Here is a 22,745-nt window from a genome sequence, read left to right as displayed (position 1 = left end):
TGAAGTTCAAAAATAAACTTAAAAATTAAAATAAGCTAGTAAAAATAGGTGTTTAATTAAGGATTCAATCAATAACAAAACCCCATCAATAAGATGGGGTTTTGTTATGTTTATTCTCTTTCTGCAACTGTTTAATTTTAAAAAATAAAAGTAAAGAAGAGACAAGTATCAAGACTGATCCTAAAATATAAAAAATAAAAGGTTTATTTTCATCGCCACCCATAGGAGCAAATAAAAAAGCTCCTCCTACAATTAATAAATAAAGGCTAAGCCCAATTCTTGTATTAACTGTAGTTCCTAAAAGCCCAATAAATCCACAAAGAAATTCTGTTAGTAATTTTTTGTATAAATTATTCTTCATACTCAAAATTAACAAAAAAAATTATTTTTCCACCAATTCCGCTTCAAAAACATCTACAAAATGCTTTCTGATTTTAGCTTTAATATCTACCATTTCCTCTGGAGTCAGATCTCTTTCAAGTTCTCTTTTTAAAGAAGTCACCTGTTTGTCTTTAATTCCACACGGAACAATATATTCAAAATAGCGCATATCGGTATTTACGTTCAGTGCAAAACCATGCAGAGTTACCCAACGGGAAGCTTTTACGCCCATTGCACATATTTTTCGGGCATAAGGTTTTCCCACATCCAGCCAAACGCCTGTTTCGCCGGGAGAGCGTTCTCCTTTTATTCCATATTCAGCAATCGTTCTGATGATTACTTCTTCCAGATTTCGCATGTATTTATGAATATCTGTAAAGAAATTTTCAAGGTCGAGAATAGGATAACCAACGATTTGCCCGTAACCGTGATAGGTAATATCTCCGCCACGGTTTACTTTTACGAAAGTAGCCTCGATTTCCTTTAGTTTATCAATCCCTGCCAGCATATTTTCTTCATGCCCGCTTTTTCCCAATGTATAAACATGCGGATGCTCGACTAAAAGAAAGTGATTAGAAGTTGTATGATGTTGTTCTGCAGGTAAATCGCGGTTTTTTATTTTGGTATCGATAATATCTTTCATCAGCTTTTCCTGATAGTCCCATGAGGGCTGATATTCTTTTACGCCTAAATCTTCAAATTCTACTACTTTATTCTGATGTGTGTTCATACCAATTTTTGAATACACAAATTTAGTGATTTTTATGCTTTTATAGAATGGACAAAATCTATAGCTTTGGTCTTCCAATCTCTATTGTGTAACAAAATATTGACAAATGCTGTTCCGATGATACCTCCGGCTGCTTTTTCGGTAACATTTTCGAAATCTTCTTTTGATTTAATTCCAAAACCGATCATCACAGGGTTCTTAAGGGGCAGCATGGCTAATCTTGAAAGATAGTCTTCATTTTTTAATACAGCATTTTCATTTCCTGTGGTAGATGATGAACTTACCGCATACAAGAATCCGGAACTTAGAGAATCCAGATATATAATTCTTGCATCAGAAGTTTCGGGAGTTACCAAAAAGGTAAAATTCAGATTATATTTTTCTAAAATTTTCTGATAATTTTTTTCGAATTCAATAGCTGGTAAATCAGGGATAATCAAACCGGAAACACCACTTTCTGAACATTCTCGGCAGAAGTTTTCAAATCCGAAGCTTAGAACAGGATTAATGTAGCCCATTAAAATAACCGGAACTTGCAGTTCGTTTTTAATGGATTTGATTTGTGACAGAAGTTTTTCGATAGTCATTCCGTTTTTTAAAGCCAGTTCGTGAGCCTCGGAGATGACCGGTCCGTCTGCTACAGGATCAGAGTAAGGCATTCCGATTTCCATCATATCCGCTCCGGAATCTTGTATCAGTTTTATAATATCAGCAGTATCTTCAAGCTGAGGAATGCCTGCTGTGAAATAGATGTTGAGTTTTTTTTGAGGTTGGGTGCTGGAAGCTGGATGCTTGAAGTTATTGTTGATCATAGATTTAAATTAAGTTTAAGTTGACAAATTTTATTTTTGAAACTGAGCTAAACCTCTTGCTTCGGACTTCGATCTTCCAGCTTTTTCAAATACGTCTCCATATCTTTATCTCCGCGGCCACTTAAACAAATGACCACAATATCATTTTTATCAAATTTCTTTTTGTCTAAAACAGCCAATGCATGAGCACTTTCCAATGCCGGAATAATACCTTCCAGTTTTGTGAGCTCAAAAGCTGATTTTAAAGCTTCATCATCATTAATACTGAAAAATTCTGCGCGTTTTTCTTTGAATAAATGCGCATGAAAAGGACCTATTCCCGGGTAATCCAAACCTGCAGATATGGAATGAGGTTCAATAACCTGACCGTCTTTTGTCTGCATTACAAGACTCTTACTGCCATGCAAAACACCCAATGTTCCCAAAAAAGTGGTGGCGGCAGATTTTCCGGAATCAATTCCAAAGCCTCCGGCTTCAGCAGCAATTATTTTCACATCTTTTTCATCGACAAAATGGTAAAAAGTACCTGCAGCATTGCTTCCACCGCCAACACAGGCAATGACGTAATCTGGGTTCTTTCTTCCTGTCTGTTCATCAAGCTGTTCTCTTATTTCTTTTGAAATTATACTCTGAAATCTCGCAACCAGATCAGGGAAAGGATGTGGGCCTACCACGCTTCCGATTACATAATGGGTCGTAACGGGATTATTGATCCAGTCTTTTAATGCTTCATTCACGGCATCTTTTAGTGTTTTTGAACCTGAAGTCGCGGCAATAACTTCAGCACCAAGCATTTTCATTCTTGCGACATTCGGAGCCTGGCGCTGAATATCGATTTCGCCCATATACACAATGCATTTCATCCCAAGAAGGGCACATGCCGTAGCTGTGGCAACACCATGCTGACCAGCTCCTGTTTCTGCGATAATTCTGTTTTTTCCAAGGCGTTTTGCCAATAAAACCTGTCCCAGGGCGTTATTGATTTTATGAGCGCCGGTATGGTTGAGGTCTTCTCTTTTTAAATAGATTTTGGTATTATATTTTTCACTTAAATTTCTTGAAAAATATAGAGGAGTCGCACGACCGACATAATTTTTTAACAGCTCCTGATATTCTTGCTGAAAATCTTCAGATTCAATAATTTCAAGATAACTTTTCTGTAATTCTTCTACATTCGGATAGAGCATTTCTGGAATAAAAGCTCCTCCAAATTCTCCATAATATCCGTGTTCATCAGGATTTTTATAATTCATGTTATTTTTCTTTTAAATAGGTGTTTTCAGGAAGTCGACTGAGTAATTCTATTTTTTCTTTATCTGCATTAAAAATTAAGATATCATCATCTTCGGAAGTGATCCAATCTGTTCCTTCTTTTTCTTTAATTATTTTAGCTTGATCATGTAGAATCTTTACATCACATTTTTCATAAAAAGGACGTAAATCCATATTGCAAAAACCAATTGTTTCAAGATTTCTATTTGAAATATTTTCCCTCAGGAGCTGAATTAGTTTCTTTCCATTTCCTTTTTCAGCAGAAACGAGACCTACGGCTTCAACGAATTCATATTCCTTTCCCGAAATTTCAAGTGTAAAATCAAAATTCAGTCTGATAATAGCGGTCAGCCTGCTGAAATGATCTTTAATGAAATGAAATTCTGAGTTTTTGAAAAATAAACGGAAATAATCTGCATTCATGGTACTCCATGCCGGAACGTCCCACAGTTTTAAAATATTTTTTATCTCATCCTTCGTTAAGTCATTGGCTGTTTTAATTTGATAATTCATCCTTACAATGTTCTATAAATAATAAGCTGTGCTGAAACTGCTGTTGTGTAATCTGTTTATTTTGAAATAGAAAATTTATTTTTCCTGTGAGATCAACTAAAATAGGTAAATCCGGTTTGGAATTATACATATTAACGGCAATTTCGAGATTGTCGATCAAATAATAGGAATCAAATTTTTCGTACAGACAGAAGATCTTGCAGTACAAAATTCCAAAATCGTATTTTACATTAGCTCTTACATTCGTGTCCAATAGCTTATCGGCTATAATGACCAGATGGTAACTGTCCCATAAATGAATGGTTTCAAAGAAATACCGGATATCTTTTTCGTTGAAATTTTTAATAATTCTGATAAATTCCAACAATAAACCTTCCATCGACCAGTATTCTATGTCGCTGTCATTCTGTGAAATAAATTCATGAAGATTTTCAATTTTTTCATTTTCAAACCTTACCGGGAAAAAAGCCTGATGAACCGATTTTCTTATCGATTGTAAGCTCATCCGCTTCAATTTTAAAAGTTTGATTTTTTTTGAATAATATTTTTTCAAAGTGTCTGTTTTTATGTTTTTTTGTGTGTTTTTGTGGTAGTCCAAAGGGACTCTTATTCTCTCATAATTTCTTTAAATCTTCTTATTTTGTTTATATTTTTATTTCCAGGGCTAGTTTCAAATTTTGAATTGATATCCAATACCAAAGGTTTTTGCTTTAGTAAATGAATATCAGGGCTATTTTCTTCCGAAATTCCACCGCTTAAAAAATAAGGGAGAGGAATTTCTATGGTGTTCAGTATATTCCAGTCAAATTGTTTTCCCGTTCCTCCAAAAGCTTTTGAATCAGTGTCAAACAATAAATAGCTGATGTTTTTTGTGATCAGACTTTCGATTTTCGGTCTTTGGTTTCCAATTCTGATTACTTTTATAATTCCAATTTCAGGATCTAAATTTTCTCTTAATTCAGCAATAAAATCTTCATTTTCATCACCATGGAGCTGTACATAATTTAAATTGGCTTTTAGGGCTATTTCTATGATCTGCTGTATGGTTTCATTGACAAAAACTCCCACTTTTCCGCGATGACCGATCTTTGAAATATCTTCATAATGCAAATAATTCAGTACATATCTCGGTGATTTTTTATAGAAGATAAATCCCAAAAAATCGACTTTCATCAGAATCAGTTCATGAATTTGATCTAAGACTGTTAATCCACAGACTTTGAGCTGTTGCTTATTAGTTGATGTTTTGTCATTCATTGTTACAGATCTATTACTTTGATATTGAAATATTTGAGGTGAATTCTTTAAAAGCTTTTGCGGGGTTTTTATTTTTCATGAAATATTCACCCATTAAGAAACTATTAAAGCCTTTTTCTTTTAAATAGTTAAAATCTTCAATGCTGTAAATTCCGCTTTCAGCAACGGACAAAATTTCTTCCGGAAGCTGGTTCTTTAGCTGAACCGAATGTTGAAGATCTACTTTAAAATCTTTTAAATTTCTATTGTTAATTCCGACCAAATCAATGTTTGGGTTGATATGTTTTAATTCTTCCTCTGTATGTATTTCCAGTAAAACTTCAAGTCCCAGTTCATGCGAAAGTGCTGTGTATTCATCGACCTGGCGAGGTGAAAGACAGGCTGCAATTAATAATATCACATCAGCGCCCATACTTTTGGCTTCGTAAAACTGGTATTCATCAATCATAAAATCTTTTCTTAAAATAGGAATCTGTATATGATTTCTTACCTCTGAGATATCTTCAGAACTTCCTCCGAAAAAATCCTGATCTGTAAGAATTGAAATTCCGCTTGCTCCAAAATTTTGGTATGCTGAAACAACTTCTAAAGGCTGAAACTGATCATTAATAACTCCTTTTGAAGGCGATTTTCTTTTAAACTCTGCAATAATTCCGGTTCCAGTTTTAACAGACTCTTTCAAGGAAAAATTTGCTCTTCCAAAAAACTCAGAATCTTTTAATTCCTGAACTGAGATTCTTGATTTTGATTTTGAAATTTCTTCTCTTTTTCTCTGTATAATTTTATCTAAAATTGTCATTTTCCAGTTACTTTTAATTTTCTCCTTTTTCTTCAGGCTAAACGGAGACGTTTATTTGTTTAACAGTTTCGCTGAACCTCAAAACTTATATTATTCCAGCAAAAGTTCAAGACTTTTTAGTGCTTTTCCACTCTCTAAGCTTTCCTGAGCCAATAAGAGGCAATCATCATAAGTGCCGAATTTACCCGTATTATATAAAGCAACAGATGCATTGGCCAAAACCACAGAATTTTGCTGTTTTGTTCCTTTTCCTTCCAGTATATTCCTGAATATTTTGGCTGTTTCCTGAATGGTAGCTCCTGCTTTTATATTTTCCGGAGTTACATGGTCGAAACCCAGATCTTCTGAAGAATAAATCTGTTCACCGTTTTTTGTAATGATTTTAGTATCATGCGTTAAGCTGATTTCATCATAGCCATCTAATCCATGAACGATGATAAATTCTCTGTCATCTTTTTGAAGGAGATACTGGTAAATTCGGGCAATTTCCAGATTATAAACACCAATCATCGAAAACTGAGGTTTTACGGGATTCACCAATGGACCTAGCAAATTAAAGAATGTTCTTAAGCCCAGAGATTTTCGGAGCAATCCTACAGACTGAAGGGCAGGATGAAAATAAGGAGCATGGAGAAAGCAGATGTTTGCCTTTTCCAGATCAGTATTTAATTTCTCAGAATCATTTTTAAATTCATAACCTAATTCTTCAAGCACGTTTGATGAACCGGTAGTTGTTGAAGCTCCATAATTTCCATGTTTGGTTACTTTTTGTCCGGCACCGGCTACAACAAAGCTTGTTAAGGTGGAGATATTAATCGTATTTTTACCATCACCTCCGGTTCCTACAATATCGATCGCGTCCGTGGCATCTATATTTACAGGAACAGCCATCTGTAAAAGGGCTTCTCTAAAACCTTCAAGCTCTTTTAATGTAATATTTCGCATCAGAAAAACACTGATAAATGCCGTTACTTCCGTTGCATTAAATTTATTCTGGGCGATCTCAATCATGATTGCTTTAGCCTCAGATTTTGACAGTGTATGATGATTAAACAGGTATTGGAGTATTTCTTTCATTTGTGGAATTTTTACGGTTGAGGGAATGTCTGATGTTTTCAATTGAGTAGAAAATTTTTAATAATAACTTCTCCATCGGGAGTTAAAATACTTTCGGGATGAAACTGAACGCCATGCACATCGTATGTTTTATGTTGCAGTGCCATGATCATTCCGTCTTTATCAACGGCTGTGATTTCAAGTTCTTCCGGGAAATTTTGAGGATTAACGGCCCAGCTGTGATATCTTCCGACTTCCATTCCGCTTGAGAGGTTTCTGAAAAGCTTAGTGTCATTTTTTACCAGATCTGTGGAAGTTGCTACACCGTGAAAAATTTCAGAAAGATTAATTAAACTTCCTCCAAAAGCCTCTGCAATTGCCTGCTGACCGAGACAAACTCCTAAAATACTTTTGGTAGGCGCATATTCTTTGATCAGGTCTAGCAAAATACCCGCTTCTTCAGGAATTCCGGGACCCGGAGAAAGGATAATCTTATCATATTTTCCGATTTCTTCCAAAGTAATTTCATTATTTCTCACAACATCCACTCTCACGTTAAGAATCCTTTCGATAATCTGCACCAAATTGTAAGTAAAGCTGTCGTAATTGTCAAAAACGAGCACTTTGGTTGATGGATTTATAGTATTTTTCATTTTGTTTTTTTTATTATTAGTTAGTAACCAATTTATCTGCTTTTTCTACAGCTTTCTTCAACGCATTCAGCTTGTTGTTGACTTCCTGAAGCTCACTTTCGGGATTTGATTTTGCGACTAATCCGGCTCCTGCCTGGTAGTATAATGTATTGTTTTTGCTTAAAAAAGTTCTGATCATAATGGCTTGATTACAGTTTCCGTTTAAACCCATGATTCCGATGCATCCGCCATAGTATCCACGGGAGTCTTTTTCATATTTATTGATCAGCTGTAAAGCTTTGTGTTTGGGAGCTCCGCTTAATGTTCCCTGAGGGAAAGTGGTGGCCACCATTTCAAAAGGATTGGTATTTTCATGAAGATCGGCAGTCACTTCACTGACCATATGGATCACATGTGAAAAAAGCTGTATTTCTTTTAATTTTGTAACAGTCACATTTTTCCCCAGTTTTCCCAGGTCATTTCTTGCCAGATCTACCAGCATGGTATGTTCGGCATTTTCTTTAGGGTCATTTTTTAATTCCTCGATAGACTGTAAATCGGTTTCAAAATGTCCTGTTCTTTTAAAAGTTCCTGCAATCGGATGGATAATTGCCTTATTATTTTTGATGATAAGCTGGCTTTCAGGGCTTGAACCGAATAATTTGTAATTTCCGTAGTCAAAGAAGAATAGATAAGGGGAAGGATTGATATTTCTTAATGCACGATATACATTAAATTCATCTCCCTGAAATTTCTGTTCGAATCGTCTGCTCAGAACGAGCTGGAAAACATCTCCGCGCATGCAGTGTTTCTGGGCTGTTTTTACCAGGTCTATATATTCTTCATCTGTAATATTGGATGTTTCTTTTCCTATTTTTTCGAAAGGATAGATAACAGAATTTTGGTTTTTTATAAGACTTTCAAGCAGATAAAGCTCAGATTTCACTCCTTCCATCTGGTTTTCGATGATGTGCATTTCATCATTGTAATGATTAATGGCAATCACGTATTGGTATAGCCTATATCGCAAAATAGGAATTTCCACTTCAGGACTTTGTGCTTTGAATGATACGTTTTCAAAAAACTGTACGGCTTCAAAACTGGTATATCCAAAAAGACTTTGAGCGGTTTCTTCTACAAAATCATTGGTTTTTTCACATTCAAAAATACTGGAGAACTCATCGAAGATATCGGCTATTTTATGTTCAATAATAAACTGCTTTACCGGCTCTGAATTGGGTAGTTTAATCTCAAACTCTTTTAAATTTTTAATTTCAATTCCTGCCACTGCATTGATGGCTATAAATGAAAAATTATTATCAATATTTTTAGAATCTGAACTTTCTAAAAGGATGGTATCTCTGAATTTGTCCCGGATCTGCAGGTAAATACTCATCGGAGTCTGAAGATCTCCCAAGGTTTTTTTAGAAACGGTTTTTATTTTTATTTTCTTGTTAAACATTTGTTGTTTATTTTTTTGTTAAATGATGTAAATAAAAAAAGACTTCAACGGCATCCGTCAAAGTCTTTATATGTTGTTTTTATATTATCTAGTCGTTCTTCTTTTAACAACATGACAATAACTTCAGACCCGACGAAGAGTTTGAAAGCCACCACCAATTATTGTTGCTTGTTGTAAACATGTGACAAATTTAGATAATTTTTTAATACAAAATGCAAATTTTACGAAATTAAAAAAACTTAAGTCGTAATCTGCTATTTTGCTTTGTGAAGATTTTTCTTTAATTCTTCTAATTTTAATTTATAAATTTCATCATTATATTGATTGGTATAATCTTCTAATGCTTTTATGTATTCCTGTTTAAATTCTTTATTTGTTGGATCTGCTTCGTATTTTATTTTTGCTGACTGTATCGGTGCCAGTTTCTCATATTTCAGCATTGCTTTTCCCTCTTCCGATTTTCCGTAAAGGATCACCATATTTTTTTCGTATCCGAGAATATATTTTACAGGAAAAGACAGTCCAACTCTTGGAATTCTGATTGCATTTTCAATAGGATAGATGGAAGCTGTTGTCGTTGAAAAGAAGGTATCAACGTATTTTCCATCCTGTTTTTTTACGATGGCTTCATAGTCATGAATATATTCATCATTTAATGTAGAATTGGTTTCTGTATCAGAAGTGATGATTGCAGTGCTTTCAGTGCCATACTTATTTAAAAACCAGGCATTCAAAAACTGTCCGCCAATCCCGTTTAAGATAGCCAGGGGAAGAATGGGAATTAAATACCATCCTTTTTTAGTAAGATAGGCAAGGAGACCAAAAAACAGAAATATGATCACTGCTGTATAAAAACCGTGATGACTCGCAAAAAATAGAATTTTGGAAACAATAATCATAGCTTAAATTTACAATTATCTCTAGAAATACAATTTAAAAACATAAAAAATAATCAGTTAATGAACCGGTTCTGATAACGAAAGATCTGTAGTGCCACTGTAAAATACAATAAGTGTGGCTCCTTTTTCGCCGGTTTTTCCTCTGTGGGCAACGTCTACCATCTCTGGAACGGCCTGTCCTTCTCTGATCCATTGTGTTTTGCCATCCTCTTTTCTTTCTACCTCGATTTCTCCTTTCAGTACATAAGCGGCATTAATAACAGGATGTTTATGCCAGTCTAATGCCTGATTAGGGGGAACGGCGATTTTTAATACTGAAACTTCAGGCTGCCCAGATGGGTAACTTTGATAAAGTGTTCCATCCCATGATTTGGTGGTTTTTAAAAGAGTCGTGGACTCAATTTTATCTGAATATTCAGATTTTTGATCATCTGATGACGAGTTATCACACGATGAAGTGATAATAAATAATGAAATTAGAGCTGCTGTTTTTAATAAATTTTTAGTCATAAGTTTAGGATCGAATTTTTTTTAATCGATTGCGCAAAATTAATATTTCGCATTAAATTTCACAATTGAATGAATTATTTTTTTGTTAATAATAAATCATCATCTCTGAAAAAAATTTTAAAGTGAACATTTGTCATGAGTTTAAAAGTTTATTTTTTATATTTTTGTGACAAATTAGAAAACAATGAAAAAAGTATTAGCAATTGCATTTATCGGAGGTTTATTAGTAGTTAACTGCTCAAAAAAGCCTAATCATGACTTACAGGACAGCAACACGATGTTACCTGAACCGGATGCTCCAACAGTAGTAGACTCAACAGCTAAAAAAGCAGATACTCCTGCTGCAACACCTGCACCTGCTACCGAAGCTCCTAAAACTGACTCTGCAGCTGCAAAATAATGAAAAAACTGTTTTTGACAGGATGCGTAAGCCTGCTTATATTTTCCTGTTCTAAAAAAGAAAATACAGCCATTGACACAGCTGAAACGCCATCGGTTTCAGAGCCTGCAAAAACTAATCTTTCAGGAGATCAGATCATTGAAACATTAGATTGCTCAGGCTGTCATTCGGTAAATGAGAGAATGATAGGACCTTCTTATCAGGAGATCGCAGGAAAATATTCCCAAAAGGATATTGAGCTGCTGGCTTCAAAAATTATAGAAGGCGGAAGTGGAGTTTGGGGAAGTGTCCCTATGTCTGCCCATCCTCAGGTGTCTAAGGAAGATGCCAAAAAAATGGTAGAATATATTTTAAGTCAGAAAAAATAAAAAATGACTCCCGAAAAATCCAGTCTGCACACAAGAAATTTACATCGTAATCCATATGATTTTGATCAACTTATTTCTTGTGTGCCAGAACTGAAACATTACGTTTTTGAGAATGCATATGGAACAACAACCATTAATTTCAGCATTCCGAAAGCTGTAAAACTGCTGAATAAAGCCTTATTACAGCATTGTTATAATATTAAAAACTGGGACATCCCGGATTCTAATCTATGTCCGCCAATTCCGGGACGGGCAGATTATGTTCATTATATTGCTGATCTTTTGGAAGATCGACAGAAACAAATTCCTGTTGGATCTTCTGTTCATGGTTTGGATATCGGAGTAGGAGCGAATCTGGTATATCCTCTGTTAGCCTACAAATCGTATGGCTGGAAAATGCTGGGATCAGATATTAATCAGGAATCTTTAGAAAATGCACAGAAGATTTTAGATCATAATGCTGATCTGGAGCCTTTTATTCAGTTAAAAAAACAGTCTGATTCTCATTTTATCTTCAAAAATATTATAAAGTCAAACGATAAGTTTACATTTTCTATGTGTAATCCACCTTTTCATGATTCTGAAGATTCTGCAATGAAAGGAAACATCAGAAAAACAAAAAATATTAATAAATCAAAAGTTCAGAAACCTCTTCTGAATTTTGGAGGCCAACAGTCTGAGTTATGGTGTGAAGGTGGCGAACTGGCTTTTATTTCAAAAATGATTGAGGAAAGCACTTTGTTTTCATCACAGGTTCTTTGGTTTACTTGTCTGGTTTCTAAAAAAGATAATTTGTATAAATTAACGACACTTTTAAAGAAAGCAAAAGCCATAGATTTCAAGACTATTGATATGGCTCAGGGGCAGAAAGTCAGCAGAATGCTGGCATGGTCATTTATCCCTCAACAAGACAGAAAATCCTGGTTTTTGTAAATTTTACATAATTAATTGGGCTCAGAATAAAATATTTGGCTTTTAATCAGATATATGGAAGTCTGAAAAGGGAAGTTACTTAGACCAAAATAAGAATGATAAGCCACTTTGGATTCAGTCTTTAAATATCCCATAACATTTTTAAACATGAGAAGAATACCCAGCCTCTCTCTTCCGGCTTTCAGCCATATATCCTGTTTTTAACCTGAATTCACGTTATTTATTTTTAAGAAAAATTATTTTTCTGGAAAAAGTCATTGACCGTCAATTCAAAAATCACTAATTTTGCACGTTATTTTAAATAAATACAATGCAATTATCAGAACAAGAAATCATTAGAAGAGAAAAGCTGAATAAGCTTACTGAAATGGGGATTAATGCATTCCCTGCGGACGAGTATACCCTTACAGATACTACAGAATCTATAAAACAGGACTTCACAGAAAGTAAACAGGTGAAGATCGCTGGTAGATTGATGTCCCGCAGAATTCAGGGGAAGGCTTCTTTTGCTGAATTGCAGGATTCTACAGGCAGAATTCAGGTTTATTTCAACAGAGATGAGATCTGTACAGGTGAAGACAAGACTTTATATAATGAAGTGTATAAGCACCTTTTAGATATAGGAGATATTATCGGTATCGAAGGAGAACTGTTCACTACTCAGGTGGGTGAGAAAACGGTTTTGGTGAAAAACTTTGTAATTTTAACTAAATCTTTACGTCCGCTTCCACAACCAAGAACTGATGAAAATGGAGTAGTTCATGATGGATTTAATGATCCTGAAATGAGATACAGACAGCGTTATGTAGATTTAATTGTAAATCCTCATGTAAAGGATACTTTTGTTAAAAGAACAAAAATGTACACGGCGATGCGTCAGTTTTTTAATGATGCAGGTTATATTGAAGTTGAAACTCCGGTTTTGCAGGCTATTCCTGGTGGAGCAGCAGCAAGACCTTTCATTACGCATCATAATGCTTTAGACATTCCTTTATATATGAGAATTGCTAATGAATTATATCTGAAAAGATTAATTGTGGGTGGTTTTGACGGGGTATATGAATTCTCAAAAAACTTTAGAAATGAAGGGATGGACAGAACTCACAATCCGGAATTTACAGTAATGGAAATCTATGTGGCCTACAAAGACTATTATTGGATGATGGATTTCACCGAAAAAATGATAGAACATTGTGCATTAGCGGTGAACGGAACTACGAAAGCTAAATTTGGTGATCAGGAAATTGATTTCAAAGCGCCATACGCAAGAGTTTCAATGACGGAAGCTATTCAAAAATATACAGGTTTTGATATTACTGGAAAATCTGAGCAGGAATTGTTTGATTTTGCTAAATCTATCGGAATTGAGGTAAACGAAACGATGGGGAAAGGAAAATTAATTGATGAAATTTTTGGTGAAAAATGTGAAGGAAACTTCATTCAGCCGACATTTATTACAGATTATCCGGTAGAAATGTCTCCTCTAACCAAGAAACACAGAAGTCAGGAAGGTCTTACGGAGCGTTTTGAATTAATGGTTTGTGGTAAAGAAATCGCGAATGCTTATTCTGAGCTTAATGACCCGATTGATCAGAGAGAACGTTTCGAAGATCAATTAAAATTATCCGAAAAGGGAGATGATGAAGCAGGACAGTTCATTGACGAAGATTTCTTGAGAGCATTGGAATACGGAATGCCGCCAACTTCAGGAATGGGAATCGGAATGGACAGACTCATCATGTTCTTAACGAATAATGCATCAATTCAGGAAGTTTTATTCTTCCCTCAGATGAAGCCTGAAAAAGCTGTTCCTCAGATTGAATTGGGTGAAGATGAAAAAATAATCCTTGAAATTTTGAAATCAGGAGACCAGATTGCTTTAGCTGATGTGAAAGAGCAATCTAAACTTTCAGGTAAAAAATGGGACAAGGCTTCAAAAACTTTAACGAAGAACAATTTGGTTAAAGTAGAGAAAATTGAAGAGAATGTTTTTATGAAACTGGTTTAACATATACAAAATCATATATTAAGACTGCTGAAAGGCAGTCTTTTTTTATTTAATACAATATAAATTATTATTTTTGCTGAAAAAGTAAGCAACCATGAAAAGAATTTATTGTTTTATTATTGCCGTAGTACTCACTACTCAGAATTTTGATGCTCAGTATGTGGGACAAGATCCTGATTTTACAAGTTTATCAAATGTTGGTCAAGTTGTATTTTCCAATACAGGAAATATTTACAGAGGCTATCTGGGAATTTATAGTCCTAATAGTTCTATGAATTATAATATTACGCGTTATTTACCTAATGGCACAGTTGATCCTAATTTTGGAAATAATGGTACAATATCTCCTTCCCAAAATATCACATTGAGAGCAGAGGTTGAAAATAATCTGTATCTGTCATCAGGAAATAAAGTTTTAAAATTTAATTTCAATGGTACTCCCAATAGCGCATTTGGAAATAATGGAGAATGCATTCTGAATATACCAGATAACGGATCAATCGTTAATTTAGTTGTTAGTAGCGATCAGTCGATATATGTAAAAACGTCTTCTACATCAGGATACAACCTTTTTAAAGTTTTACCAACAGGAGCTGTTGATGCTGCATTCGGTGTGAAAAATTTTGGAGCTTTAAATTTTAATCTGTCAAAAATAAATAATAACTCACTAGTAATTTCTCATGCAGGAAGTAATACTAACGAATATAAATTAATTAAATATACTCCTCAAGGAGATTTGGATACAACCTTTGGAAATATGGGTAATCTTATTTTACCATATGTACCTAATGAAGTTCTTGTAGATAAACAAAATAAAATCATAACCAGACAGGGCGGAACGCTTAGAAAGTATAATACAGATGGAACTCAGGATAGTGGTTTTGGGAATAATGGAGAATTTAATTTGTCTTCTTTAACAACGGAACTTGTTGTAATCTCTAACATGGATATAGACAAAAATAATAAAATCATGTTATTTGGAAATATAAGCAGTAGTAAAAGGTTTTTTATAGGAAGAATTAATACAAATGGTACTCCTGATACTACATTTAGTGGTAACGCAACTTCTGCATTCTATATGAGTGCTCCCGATATGACTTTATCTTGGAGTACACTTACTTACTGCAAATCAACAGATGATGATAAGTATAACTGTTATACGAATCAACGTATGGGATTGGCAAGCTACCAACAAAATGTCATAAAATTCACGAGTAATTTTCCTGCTTCATTATCAACATCAGAGGCTGAAATTAAAAATGTAGAGATTTATCCAAATCCGGTATCAGATGTTTTAAATATAAGATTAGGCATCAATGAAAAACTCCAGAAAATAAATATCTATTCTATGGATGGCAGATTAGTATTCACAGGGACAGATGAAAAAACGGATATAAAATTCTTATCTGCAGGAAATTATTTACTGGAAGTCAAAACCAATAAAAATACCTATAACAAAAAAATTATTAAAAATTAAATTTGTCTGAAAAAGGTTGCTCTTCATATTGCTTTGGCTGATGGGAAAGAGCAATCTAAACTTTTCAGGTAAAAAATGGGATAGCGTTTCAAAAAATTTAACGAAGAATAACTTGGTTAAAGTAGAGAAAACTGAAGAGCATGTTTTGATGAAATTGGTCTAAATATATAAAGGTTGTCTTCGGATAACCCTTTTTGTTTAAAGTATAGTATTTGTGTATTCACATAAGAATAACTATTAAAACTGTGACTGTATTATGTTAAAAAAAATAAAAATCGATCAATCTGTTTCGATCTATTCTTCTTTTAATGAGAATTCAAAAACACTAGATTCTTTAAATGAAGGACAAATTGTAAATTTTAACCGTGAAAAAAGACGTAATCAAATTAATTGGATGGAGATTTATTTTCAAGGTAAGAAAGCTTATATCAAAAAGGATTTTTCAAAAATATGTATCTTAAGAAGAGCCAGACTTCTTGATAATTCATGCACTGTTATTTTCTATGAAGCAAAAGATGATAAAAAATATAAATTTGGAGAAATATTTACATCTCATCAATTTGACGATTTGAACCAAGGGTCTGTAAAAATGAAAAGAATTTATGATGAGGCTCAAAAAGAAAAAACGGTAAACTTATATTACAATAAAACAAAAGCAGAAGTTTCGAAAAGAATCTTTGCAAAGGGAGAAGAATTAATTATTGCTAGAGATCAAGGGGGAGTTCTGGAGGTTTTGTATGGAAAAAAGTTTGGATATATCTTATCTGATGTGGCTTATTATGAAGCGAGAAATTGGTGGATAATTGCAGTTGCAGTTCTGGTTGTTTTAGGTATTATAGCAGGAAGTTTTTATGCGCTAATAGATAACGGGTGGACAATTACAGGCAAAATTCTTTTAATTCCGGCGATTGTTATTACACTAATAATCGTGGTTTTTATAAAATTTATTTTAGCAATATTTGACATTATCTTTCAAAATCTTAGAAAACGATTTTAATTTATCCTCCAATAATTCGGAGGATAAATATATTAAGAAATTAAATATTATTTTCTCAGTTTACTGAACGAAGCCATTAAATAAAAGAGAAAAGGTAGTATAAACAATGAGCCCAACATGAGTGCCCATCCCAGTGCTGAAATTGTTTTTGGTGCTGCCACATGCTCTAACAATGATAAATGTTGCCCGTTGGCAAAAAGGATAATATTTGGATTATGCTGATACGTTGCGGCCACCAGTATCATAATGATCTGAAATCCGGCCAAAGCCCTAACAGGAAGTAATTTTCGGGTATTCATGGCTTTTAAAATTAACGCTAAACAAATGGTTGCAAAAACTGTGGCCATTATTCCTAAAGGTTTTGAGAAAACCCACATCACCAAAGGAATATCCGAAATATAAGCGGTCAAAAATACCAAAAGTCCTGTGATGACTACAAAAATCATCGTCTGTTTGGATTTTTTGATCATTAAACCTAGTTCAAGGCGATCGGTTGTTTCTCTCAAAGCAAATACAGAAGCCAGATAAGCACAAATGGAGACCGTAAATAATCCCACTGCAACACCAAACCAATTCAGCCAGCTGAAAATATATAAATCTAAAAAATTGGTAGCGTCCGGATCAATTGAATGTGAAACCGTTGCCGCAGCAATTAAACCGAGAAAAAACGGAGTCAGTAAACTTGAAAAATAAAAAATCTGTGTGTAAACAACCTGCCAGTCATCTTTCACAGCGTCATAATGCCTGAATGTGAAGGCGGTTCCTCTTGCAATAATTCCGACAAGCATCAAAACCAAAGGAATATGAAGGTAAGTTGACAGGGTTGTATAAATTTCAGGAAAACCCACAAAAAGAATCACAATGGCGATGATCAGCCACATATGATTGGCTTCCCAAACAGGAGCGATTGATTCATACATGATTTCTTTTGTCTTGTCACGGGCTCTTTTTTTAGTAAAAAGTTCCACAATTCCGGCTCCGAAATCCGCTCCGCCCAAAATCACATACAGACAGATTGACAGCCAGAGAAAGCCTATAACTACGTAAATCATGATCTTTTGTTTTTAGTGTTAAACTGAGCGTCAGTAGGATCATACAATCTCGGAACCATCTGTATCTGTCGTCTCAGTAAGAAGATGATAATGATTGATAAAGAAACAAATATGGCGGTGAAAAAGTAAAATGAATATTGTATTCCGGGCATCGGGGTTACTGCATCAACAGTTCTCATGATTCCATAGATAATCCATGGCTGGCGACCAACCTCGGTTACTGTCCAGCCTGCTTCCAAAGCGATATATCCAAAAGGAGTCGCTATTAAAAACGTCTTGAGTAGCCAGTTTTTGCTAAGCCATTCTTTTCTGAAAAATGTTGCGTATAAATAAATGGTTCCGATAATAATCATGACGACTCCAAAGAAAATCATAATCTGAAATGCATAATGTACAACGGGGACCGGCGGCCATTCATCTCGTGGGAAATCTTTCAGACCTTTTACTTCGTGATCAAAATCATTCGCCACCAGAAAACTTAAAACTTTAGGGATTTTTAAGGCATATTTTATTTCGCCTTTTTCTTCGTCAGGAATTCCTCCAATAACGAAAGATGCGCCTTTTTCTGTTTCAAAATGGGCTTCCATGGCTGCCAGTTTGATCGGTTGCCTTTCAGCAACAGATTTAGCAGCAACATCACCACTTAAAGGTGCTCCAAAGGCTCCGATCAAAGCAAATCCTGCTGCTATTCTGAATGCTTTGGTATGAAACTCAACATTCTTTTTTCTCATAATTAAATAAGCATGAACTCCCGCAACAGCAAATCCTGTTGCACAAAAGGCTGCAACGGTCATATGCAGAGCCTGTGGAAACCATGCGTCATTGAACATCGCTTTAATAGGATCTATATTTAAATATTGACCGTCAATATAATCAAATCCGGCAGGAGAATTCATCCATGCATTGGCAGCTACCACCAATATTCCTGAGGCCAATCCGCTTAAACCTACCAAAAAACCGCAAAACCAGTGAAACCATTTATTGAACTTATCCCAGCCATAAAGAAAAAATCCGATAGCGATGGCCTCAATAAAAAAGGCAGTTCCTTCCAAAGAGAAAGGCATTCCGAAAATAGGTCCTGCATGTTTCATGAAAGCCGGCCAAAGAAGACCTAGTTCAAAAGAAAGCATCGTTCCGGAAACGGCTCCTACAGCAAAAAGTATGGCAACTCCCTTGCTCCAGGCTTTGGTAAGACCTTTATATAGTTCGTTATTTGTTTTAAGGTATTTCCAGTGTGCGAAAGCCATCAGAAAAGGCATTACCATACCCACACAGGAGAATATAATATGAAACCCGAGCGACATTGCCATTTGTGCACGGGCAGCTAGAAAATCATCCATAATATCAACTTTTGAGTAAATAAATTTAAGCATAAATTATTGATGTCCGGTATGATTTACAACAGGAATGGTTTAAATAATAGGTTTTAACTTTGATACTTTTTAAGAGGTTGAAAGGCATAATTTTTGATGCCATGATGAAAAAATAAAAACACAATTATGAAAAAGATCTCGATTCTTTTCAACAATCAAAGGTCGGTATTTCTTGCTATTCTTTAAATGGAAATGTTATTACCATTAATGGAGCAAGTGTTTTTGAAAGTGATCTTTCAGGAGGGGCAAACATTACTACAAAAATTCAAGGAAATTATTTATATCTATTCACTCAGGGCAGCGTTACAAGATATATTATTACAGAAGCTTCCTTAAATACTCAGGAAACAAAAGGGAGTAGTACAATGAATTTCAACAATCCTTTTTCGAACGAGTTAAATATTAAAACAAACAAAAAAATTAATAGAATTGATATTTTTGATGACAGCGGACGTTTGATTTTGACTGAAAAATCAAAAACTGATATCAATACTTCATCATTACATAAAGGAATATATATTATTAAAATAACGGCAGATTCAAATGAAATTATCTCCAGAAAAGCGATAAAAAATTGATTCTGAAACAATAAGCAAAAAATTGATTCTTATTATAAAATTCAGGCAGGCTTCGGTCTGCTTTTTTATGTTTAAAACGATGTTTTTTGACATATTTTAACTTTCATACCTCGAAAAAAATCACGATATTTGTAGGTCTTTGCATATAGCAAGATTTTAATATTTAATATGAGTCAGAAACAATATACAGCTAGTAGTATTCAGGCATTGGAAGGAATGGAGCACGTACGTATGCGCCCTTCAATGTACATTGGTGATGTAGGAGTCAGAGGTCTTCATCATTTGGTTTATGAAGTAGTAGATAACTCTATTGACGAGGCTTTGGCAGGATACTGCGACACAATCTTCGTTGCTATTAAAGAAGGAAACGGAATCGAAGTTAGCGATAACGGTAGAGGTATTCCTGTTGACTTTCACGAAAAAGAACAAAAATCCGCTCTTGAGGTTGTAATGACCAAAATCGGAGCAGGAGGTAAATTTGATAAAGATTCTTATAAAGTTTCCGGAGGTCTTCACGGAGTTGGGGTATCGTGTGTGAATGCACTTTCTAACGAAATGATCACTACGGTTTACAGAGACGGAAATGTTTATCAGCAAGTATATTCCAAAGGAAAAGCACAGACAGAAGTAGAAGAAATAGGACACAGTGACAAAAGAGGAACCAAGCAGTTCTTCCAGCCTGATGATACTATTTTTACAGAACTGGTATATAACTATGATACTTTAGCAAGCCGTTTAAGAGAACTTTCTTACCTTAATAAAGGAATTACCGTTACTCTTACCGATGAAAGAGAAAGACTGGAAGACGGTTCTTTCAAAACTGAAATTTTCCATTCTGAGGGTGGTTTAAAAGAGTTTGTAGAATATATCGATGGAAGCCGTGAATCTATTATGGAGCACGTGATTTTCATGGAAGGAGAGAGAGATGAAATTCCTGTGGAGGTTGCAATGCGTTATAACACTTCGTTTAACGAAAATCTTCACTCTTATGTAAATAATATCAATACGCATGAAGGAGGTACTCACTTGGCAGGTTTCAGACGTGCTTTGACGAGAACTTTGAAGAAATATGCAGATGATCTTGGTATTCCGCAAAAAGAAAAAGTGGAAATCACCGGAGATGACTTCCGTGAAGGATTGACAGCCGTGATTTCTGTAAAAGTAATGGAACCTCAATTTGAAGGTCAAACTAAAACAAAATTAGGAAACTCTGAAGTTTCCGGTGCTGTTGATAAAATTGTAGGGGAGATGCTTACCAATTTCCTAGAAGAAAATCCTAACGAAGCAAAAATTATTGTTCAGAAAGTAGTTTTAGCGGCAAAAGCAAGACAGGCAGCAAAAAAAGCCCGTGAAATGGTTCAGAGAAAATCTCCGATGGGTGGTTCTGGGCTTCCGGGAAAATTATCTGACTGTTCTTCTAAAGATCCTGCAGAATCAGAACTATTCCTTGTAGAGGGAGATTCAGCGGGTGGAACGGCTAAACAAGGCCGTGACAGACATTTTCAGGCTATTCTTCCGTTAAGAGGTAAAATTTTGAACGTAGAAAAATCGATGCTTCATAAAGTATACGATAACGAGGAAATTAAAAATATTTATACAGCTCTTGGAGTTTCTGTAGGAACGGAAGAAGACAGCAAGGCGTTGAATATGGCGAAACTGAGATATCACAAAATCGTTATTATGACCGATGCTGATATTGATGGTTCTCACATTTCTACATTGATTCTTACTTTCTTCTTTAGATTTATGAAAGAACTGATTGAGAACGGATACATTTATATCGCTCAGCCGCCTTTATATTTATTAAAAAGAGGAAACAAAAAAATATACGCTTACAACGAAAAAGAACGTGAAGAGTTTACTTTAGAGATGTCTCCTGACGGGAAAGGGGTTGAAGTTCAGCGTTATAAAGGTCTTGGAGAGATGAACCCGGAGCAGCTTTGGGAAACAACTCTGAACCCTGAACACAGAATCCTGAAGCAGGTAACCATTGATAATGCTGTTGAAGCTGACAGTGTTTTCTCTATGTTGATGGGAGATGAGGTTCCGCCAAGAAGGGAATTTATTGAGAAGAATGCAAAATATGCGAAAATTGATGCATAATTAATATTCGTTAAAAATATTGACTAGAAAAGCTCCTAATCAGGAGCTTTTTTCATTTTAGAAAATGTTAAGTTTATTTTAAAATTATGAATAATATTTGCAAACTATAAAAAATAAGCTATATTTAGCACGTAAAACACACAAAAAACCTCAAAGATGAAAAAATCGACATTTTTAATGTCCATCAGTTCGATGGCGTTGTCTTTTTCTTTAAACGCACAAGTTGGGATTAATAATCCGAATCCCCAAGCCTCATTAGACGTTATCGGTAAACCTACAGTCACTTCAAGTTTAGACGGAATTATTCCTCCAAGAATTACAGGAGATCAATTAAGAGCTAAGACCTATACTGCTGCTCAGACAGGAGCACAGGTATATGTTACGGCAGCAGATTCAAATCCTTCAGGTCAAACCATTGGTGTGAAAGCTCCGGGAAACTACTATTTTGATGGAACTGTTTGGAAGCATATAGTCGATACCGTAAGTGCATTGCCAAATGGTACAGGCTCTGTAATTATGATCAACGGAGTACTACAGGTTGCACAAGAGATGACAATGAGAATGAGCCAGGATTGGGTAGTTCCTCTTGGTACAGGAAACCCTTCTGCAACAACCAATCGGTCAGCCATTGGAAATATTACGACCGAATTAGTGGATAATTATAATTCATATACGGGAACAACAACTACGAACTCATTTAAAGTAACTAATGATGGAACCTATCAGATTGGAATGAATTTTCCAATACAGAATCAAAACGGGAATGTATTAAATGGAAATTTTTATTACGGAGTATTTAATGTTACAGATAATAAATGGCAGGTTTTTACTATTTATACAGTAAACGATATGAATAATGGTGATGTTAAAATTATGAATTACCTGGGAGCCGTAGATTTGGTGGCATCAAAAACATATGCATTCTATGCGGGACAACAGCAACCGAATTTTACCGGTAGCAACGGTGCTAATTTATTAATAAGAGGTTTGTCTGTAGGAGTAAACGGGAATTTTGAATTAGGTTATTTTAGCGTAAAACGTATTAAATAAAACAATTATATCTAAAGGCAAAAAAGACTTCAAAAATGAAGTCTTTTTTTGTGGTATATATTTAAAAATAATTTTAGCAGAGA

At 34.8% G+C, this 22,745-nt stretch carries 24 protein-coding genes; 9 read left to right on the top strand and 15 right to left on the bottom strand.

The genetic code is table 11. The annotated features are described in order from the left end of the window. Positions 1-85: 85 nt before the first annotated feature. The 13 genes from M2373_RS17885 to M2373_RS17825 all read right to left on the bottom strand — a co-directional run bounded on the left by M2373_RS17885 (position 86) and on the right by M2373_RS17825 (position 10,323). Positions 86-361, bottom strand: coding sequence for a hypothetical protein (locus tag M2373_RS17885; RefSeq protein WP_259112547.1), 276 nt, complete (start codon positions 359-361; stop codon positions 86-88). 21 nt (positions 362-382) lie between these two features. Continuing rightward, positions 383-1,111 (bottom strand): lipoyl(octanoyl) transferase LipB, encoded by a 729-nt coding sequence (gene lipB, locus M2373_RS17880; protein ID WP_259112546.1) that lies wholly within the window; start codon positions 1,109-1,111, stop codon positions 383-385. Between the two features lie 32 nt (positions 1,112-1,143). Next, entirely contained in the window at positions 1,144-1,923 is a 780-nt protein-coding gene (gene trpA / locus M2373_RS17875; RefSeq protein ID WP_259112544.1) for a tryptophan synthase subunit alpha, read from the bottom strand. A 47-nt stretch (positions 1,924-1,970) separates the two neighbouring features. Continuing rightward, positions 1,971-3,176, bottom strand: coding sequence for a tryptophan synthase subunit beta (gene trpB / locus M2373_RS17870; RefSeq protein WP_259112543.1), 1,206 nt, complete (start codon positions 3,174-3,176; stop codon positions 1,971-1,973). A 1-nt stretch (position 3,177) separates the two neighbouring features. Further along, positions 3,178-3,708, bottom strand: coding sequence for a hypothetical protein (locus M2373_RS17865; protein WP_259112541.1), 531 nt, complete (start codon positions 3,706-3,708; stop codon positions 3,178-3,180). After that, positions 3,692-4,213: a hypothetical protein gene (locus M2373_RS17860; RefSeq protein ID WP_259112540.1), complete on the bottom strand. Its 522-nt coding sequence runs from the start codon at positions 4,211-4,213 to the stop codon at positions 3,692-3,694. The genes M2373_RS17865 and M2373_RS17860 overlap by 17 nt, the downstream gene beginning before the upstream one ends. A gap of 101 nt (positions 4,214-4,314) precedes the next feature. Continuing rightward, positions 4,315-4,965, bottom strand: coding sequence for a phosphoribosylanthranilate isomerase (locus M2373_RS17855; RefSeq protein WP_259112539.1), 651 nt, complete (start codon positions 4,963-4,965; stop codon positions 4,315-4,317). 13 nt (positions 4,966-4,978) lie between these two features. Next, positions 4,979-5,764 (bottom strand): indole-3-glycerol phosphate synthase TrpC, encoded by a 786-nt coding sequence (gene trpC, locus M2373_RS17850; RefSeq protein ID WP_259112537.1) that lies wholly within the window; start codon positions 5,762-5,764, stop codon positions 4,979-4,981. Positions 5,765-5,854: 90 nt separating this feature from the next. Beyond that, positions 5,855-6,841 (bottom strand): anthranilate phosphoribosyltransferase, encoded by a 987-nt coding sequence (gene trpD, locus M2373_RS17845; protein ID WP_259112535.1) that lies wholly within the window; start codon positions 6,839-6,841, stop codon positions 5,855-5,857. Positions 6,842-6,879: 38 nt separating this feature from the next. Further along, positions 6,880-7,473 (bottom strand): aminodeoxychorismate/anthranilate synthase component II, encoded by a 594-nt coding sequence (locus tag M2373_RS17840; protein WP_259112534.1) that lies wholly within the window; start codon positions 7,471-7,473, stop codon positions 6,880-6,882. Between the two features lie 16 nt (positions 7,474-7,489). Next, positions 7,490-8,914 carry an anthranilate synthase component I family protein gene (locus tag M2373_RS17835; protein ID WP_259112532.1) on the bottom strand — a complete coding sequence of 475 codons (1,425 nt, stop codon included), beginning with the start codon at positions 8,912-8,914 and terminating at the stop codon, positions 7,490-7,492. Positions 8,915-9,168: 254 nt separating this feature from the next. After that, the gene (locus M2373_RS17830) at positions 9,169-9,813 is read right to left on the bottom strand and encodes a hypothetical protein (protein WP_259112531.1); all 645 of its coding nucleotides are present in this window, start codon (positions 9,811-9,813) and stop codon (positions 9,169-9,171) included. Between the two features lie 57 nt (positions 9,814-9,870). After that, a complete protein-coding gene (locus tag M2373_RS17825) occupies positions 9,871-10,323 on the bottom strand; it encodes a cupin domain-containing protein (RefSeq protein WP_259112530.1) in 453 nt (150 codons plus the stop codon). A gap of 184 nt (positions 10,324-10,507) precedes the next feature. On the opposite strand from M2373_RS17825, the gene M2373_RS17820 reads away from it, so the two are divergent. The 6 genes from M2373_RS17820 (at position 10,508) to M2373_RS17795 (ending at position 16,506) form a co-directional block, all read left to right on the top strand. After that, on the top strand, positions 10,508-10,723 hold the full coding sequence (locus M2373_RS17820; protein WP_055981519.1) for a hypothetical protein: 216 nt from the start codon (positions 10,508-10,510) through the stop codon (positions 10,721-10,723). After that, on the top strand, positions 10,723-11,091 hold the full coding sequence (locus tag M2373_RS17815) for a c-type cytochrome (RefSeq protein ID WP_259112529.1): 369 nt from the start codon (positions 10,723-10,725) through the stop codon (positions 11,089-11,091). Before M2373_RS17820 ends, M2373_RS17815 begins: the two co-directional genes overlap by 1 nt. A 3-nt stretch (positions 11,092-11,094) precedes the next feature. Further along, positions 11,095-12,024, top strand: coding sequence for a 23S rRNA (adenine(1618)-N(6))-methyltransferase RlmF (rlmF, locus tag M2373_RS17810; protein ID WP_259112528.1), 930 nt, complete (start codon positions 11,095-11,097; stop codon positions 12,022-12,024). A 310-nt stretch (positions 12,025-12,334) separates the two neighbouring features. Next, entirely contained in the window at positions 12,335-14,032 is a 1,698-nt protein-coding gene (gene lysS / locus M2373_RS17805) for a lysine--tRNA ligase (protein ID WP_259112527.1), read from the top strand. Positions 14,033-14,126: 94 nt separating this feature from the next. Further along, positions 14,127-15,509 (top strand): T9SS type A sorting domain-containing protein, encoded by a 1,383-nt coding sequence (locus tag M2373_RS17800; protein WP_259112525.1) that lies wholly within the window; start codon positions 14,127-14,129, stop codon positions 15,507-15,509. 256 nt (positions 15,510-15,765) lie between these two features. Further along, complete coding sequence (locus M2373_RS17795) at positions 15,766-16,506, top strand: hypothetical protein (protein WP_259112523.1); 741 nt, start codon at positions 15,766-15,768, stop codon at positions 16,504-16,506. A gap of 47 nt (positions 16,507-16,553) precedes the next feature. Here M2373_RS17795 and M2373_RS17790 read toward each other — a convergent pair whose 3' ends face one another. Both M2373_RS17790 and M2373_RS17785 read right to left on the bottom strand, forming a co-directional pair. Further along, positions 16,554-17,558, bottom strand: coding sequence for a cytochrome d ubiquinol oxidase subunit II (locus M2373_RS17790; RefSeq protein WP_259112522.1), 1,005 nt, complete (start codon positions 17,556-17,558; stop codon positions 16,554-16,556). After that, entirely contained in the window at positions 17,555-18,898 is a 1,344-nt protein-coding gene (locus M2373_RS17785) for a cytochrome ubiquinol oxidase subunit I (RefSeq protein WP_259112521.1), read from the bottom strand. The genes M2373_RS17790 and M2373_RS17785 overlap by 4 nt, the downstream gene beginning before the upstream one ends. A 398-nt stretch (positions 18,899-19,296) precedes the next feature. Here M2373_RS17785 and M2373_RS22610 point away from each other — a divergent pair, with 398 nt between their 5' ends. From M2373_RS22610 to M2373_RS17775, 3 genes are all read left to right on the top strand, one after another. Further along, positions 19,297-19,509 (top strand): T9SS type A sorting domain-containing protein, encoded by a 213-nt coding sequence (locus tag M2373_RS22610; RefSeq protein WP_409013216.1) that lies wholly within the window; start codon positions 19,297-19,299, stop codon positions 19,507-19,509. A gap of 168 nt (positions 19,510-19,677) precedes the next feature. Continuing rightward, on the top strand, positions 19,678-21,612 hold the full coding sequence (gene gyrB, locus M2373_RS17780; RefSeq protein WP_259112520.1) for a DNA topoisomerase (ATP-hydrolyzing) subunit B: 1,935 nt from the start codon (positions 19,678-19,680) through the stop codon (positions 21,610-21,612). A gap of 156 nt (positions 21,613-21,768) precedes the next feature. After that, complete coding sequence (locus tag M2373_RS17775) at positions 21,769-22,662, top strand: hypothetical protein (RefSeq protein WP_259112519.1); 894 nt, start codon at positions 21,769-21,771, stop codon at positions 22,660-22,662. Positions 22,663-22,745 lie beyond the last annotated feature (83 nt).

Source organism: Chryseobacterium sp. JUb7, from assembly GCF_024806495.1.
GTDB lineage: Bacteria > Bacteroidota > Bacteroidia > Flavobacteriales > Weeksellaceae > Chryseobacterium.
The sequence above is the reverse complement of the archived record's forward strand: the minus strand, read 5'-3'. Positions and strand labels throughout refer to the sequence as shown.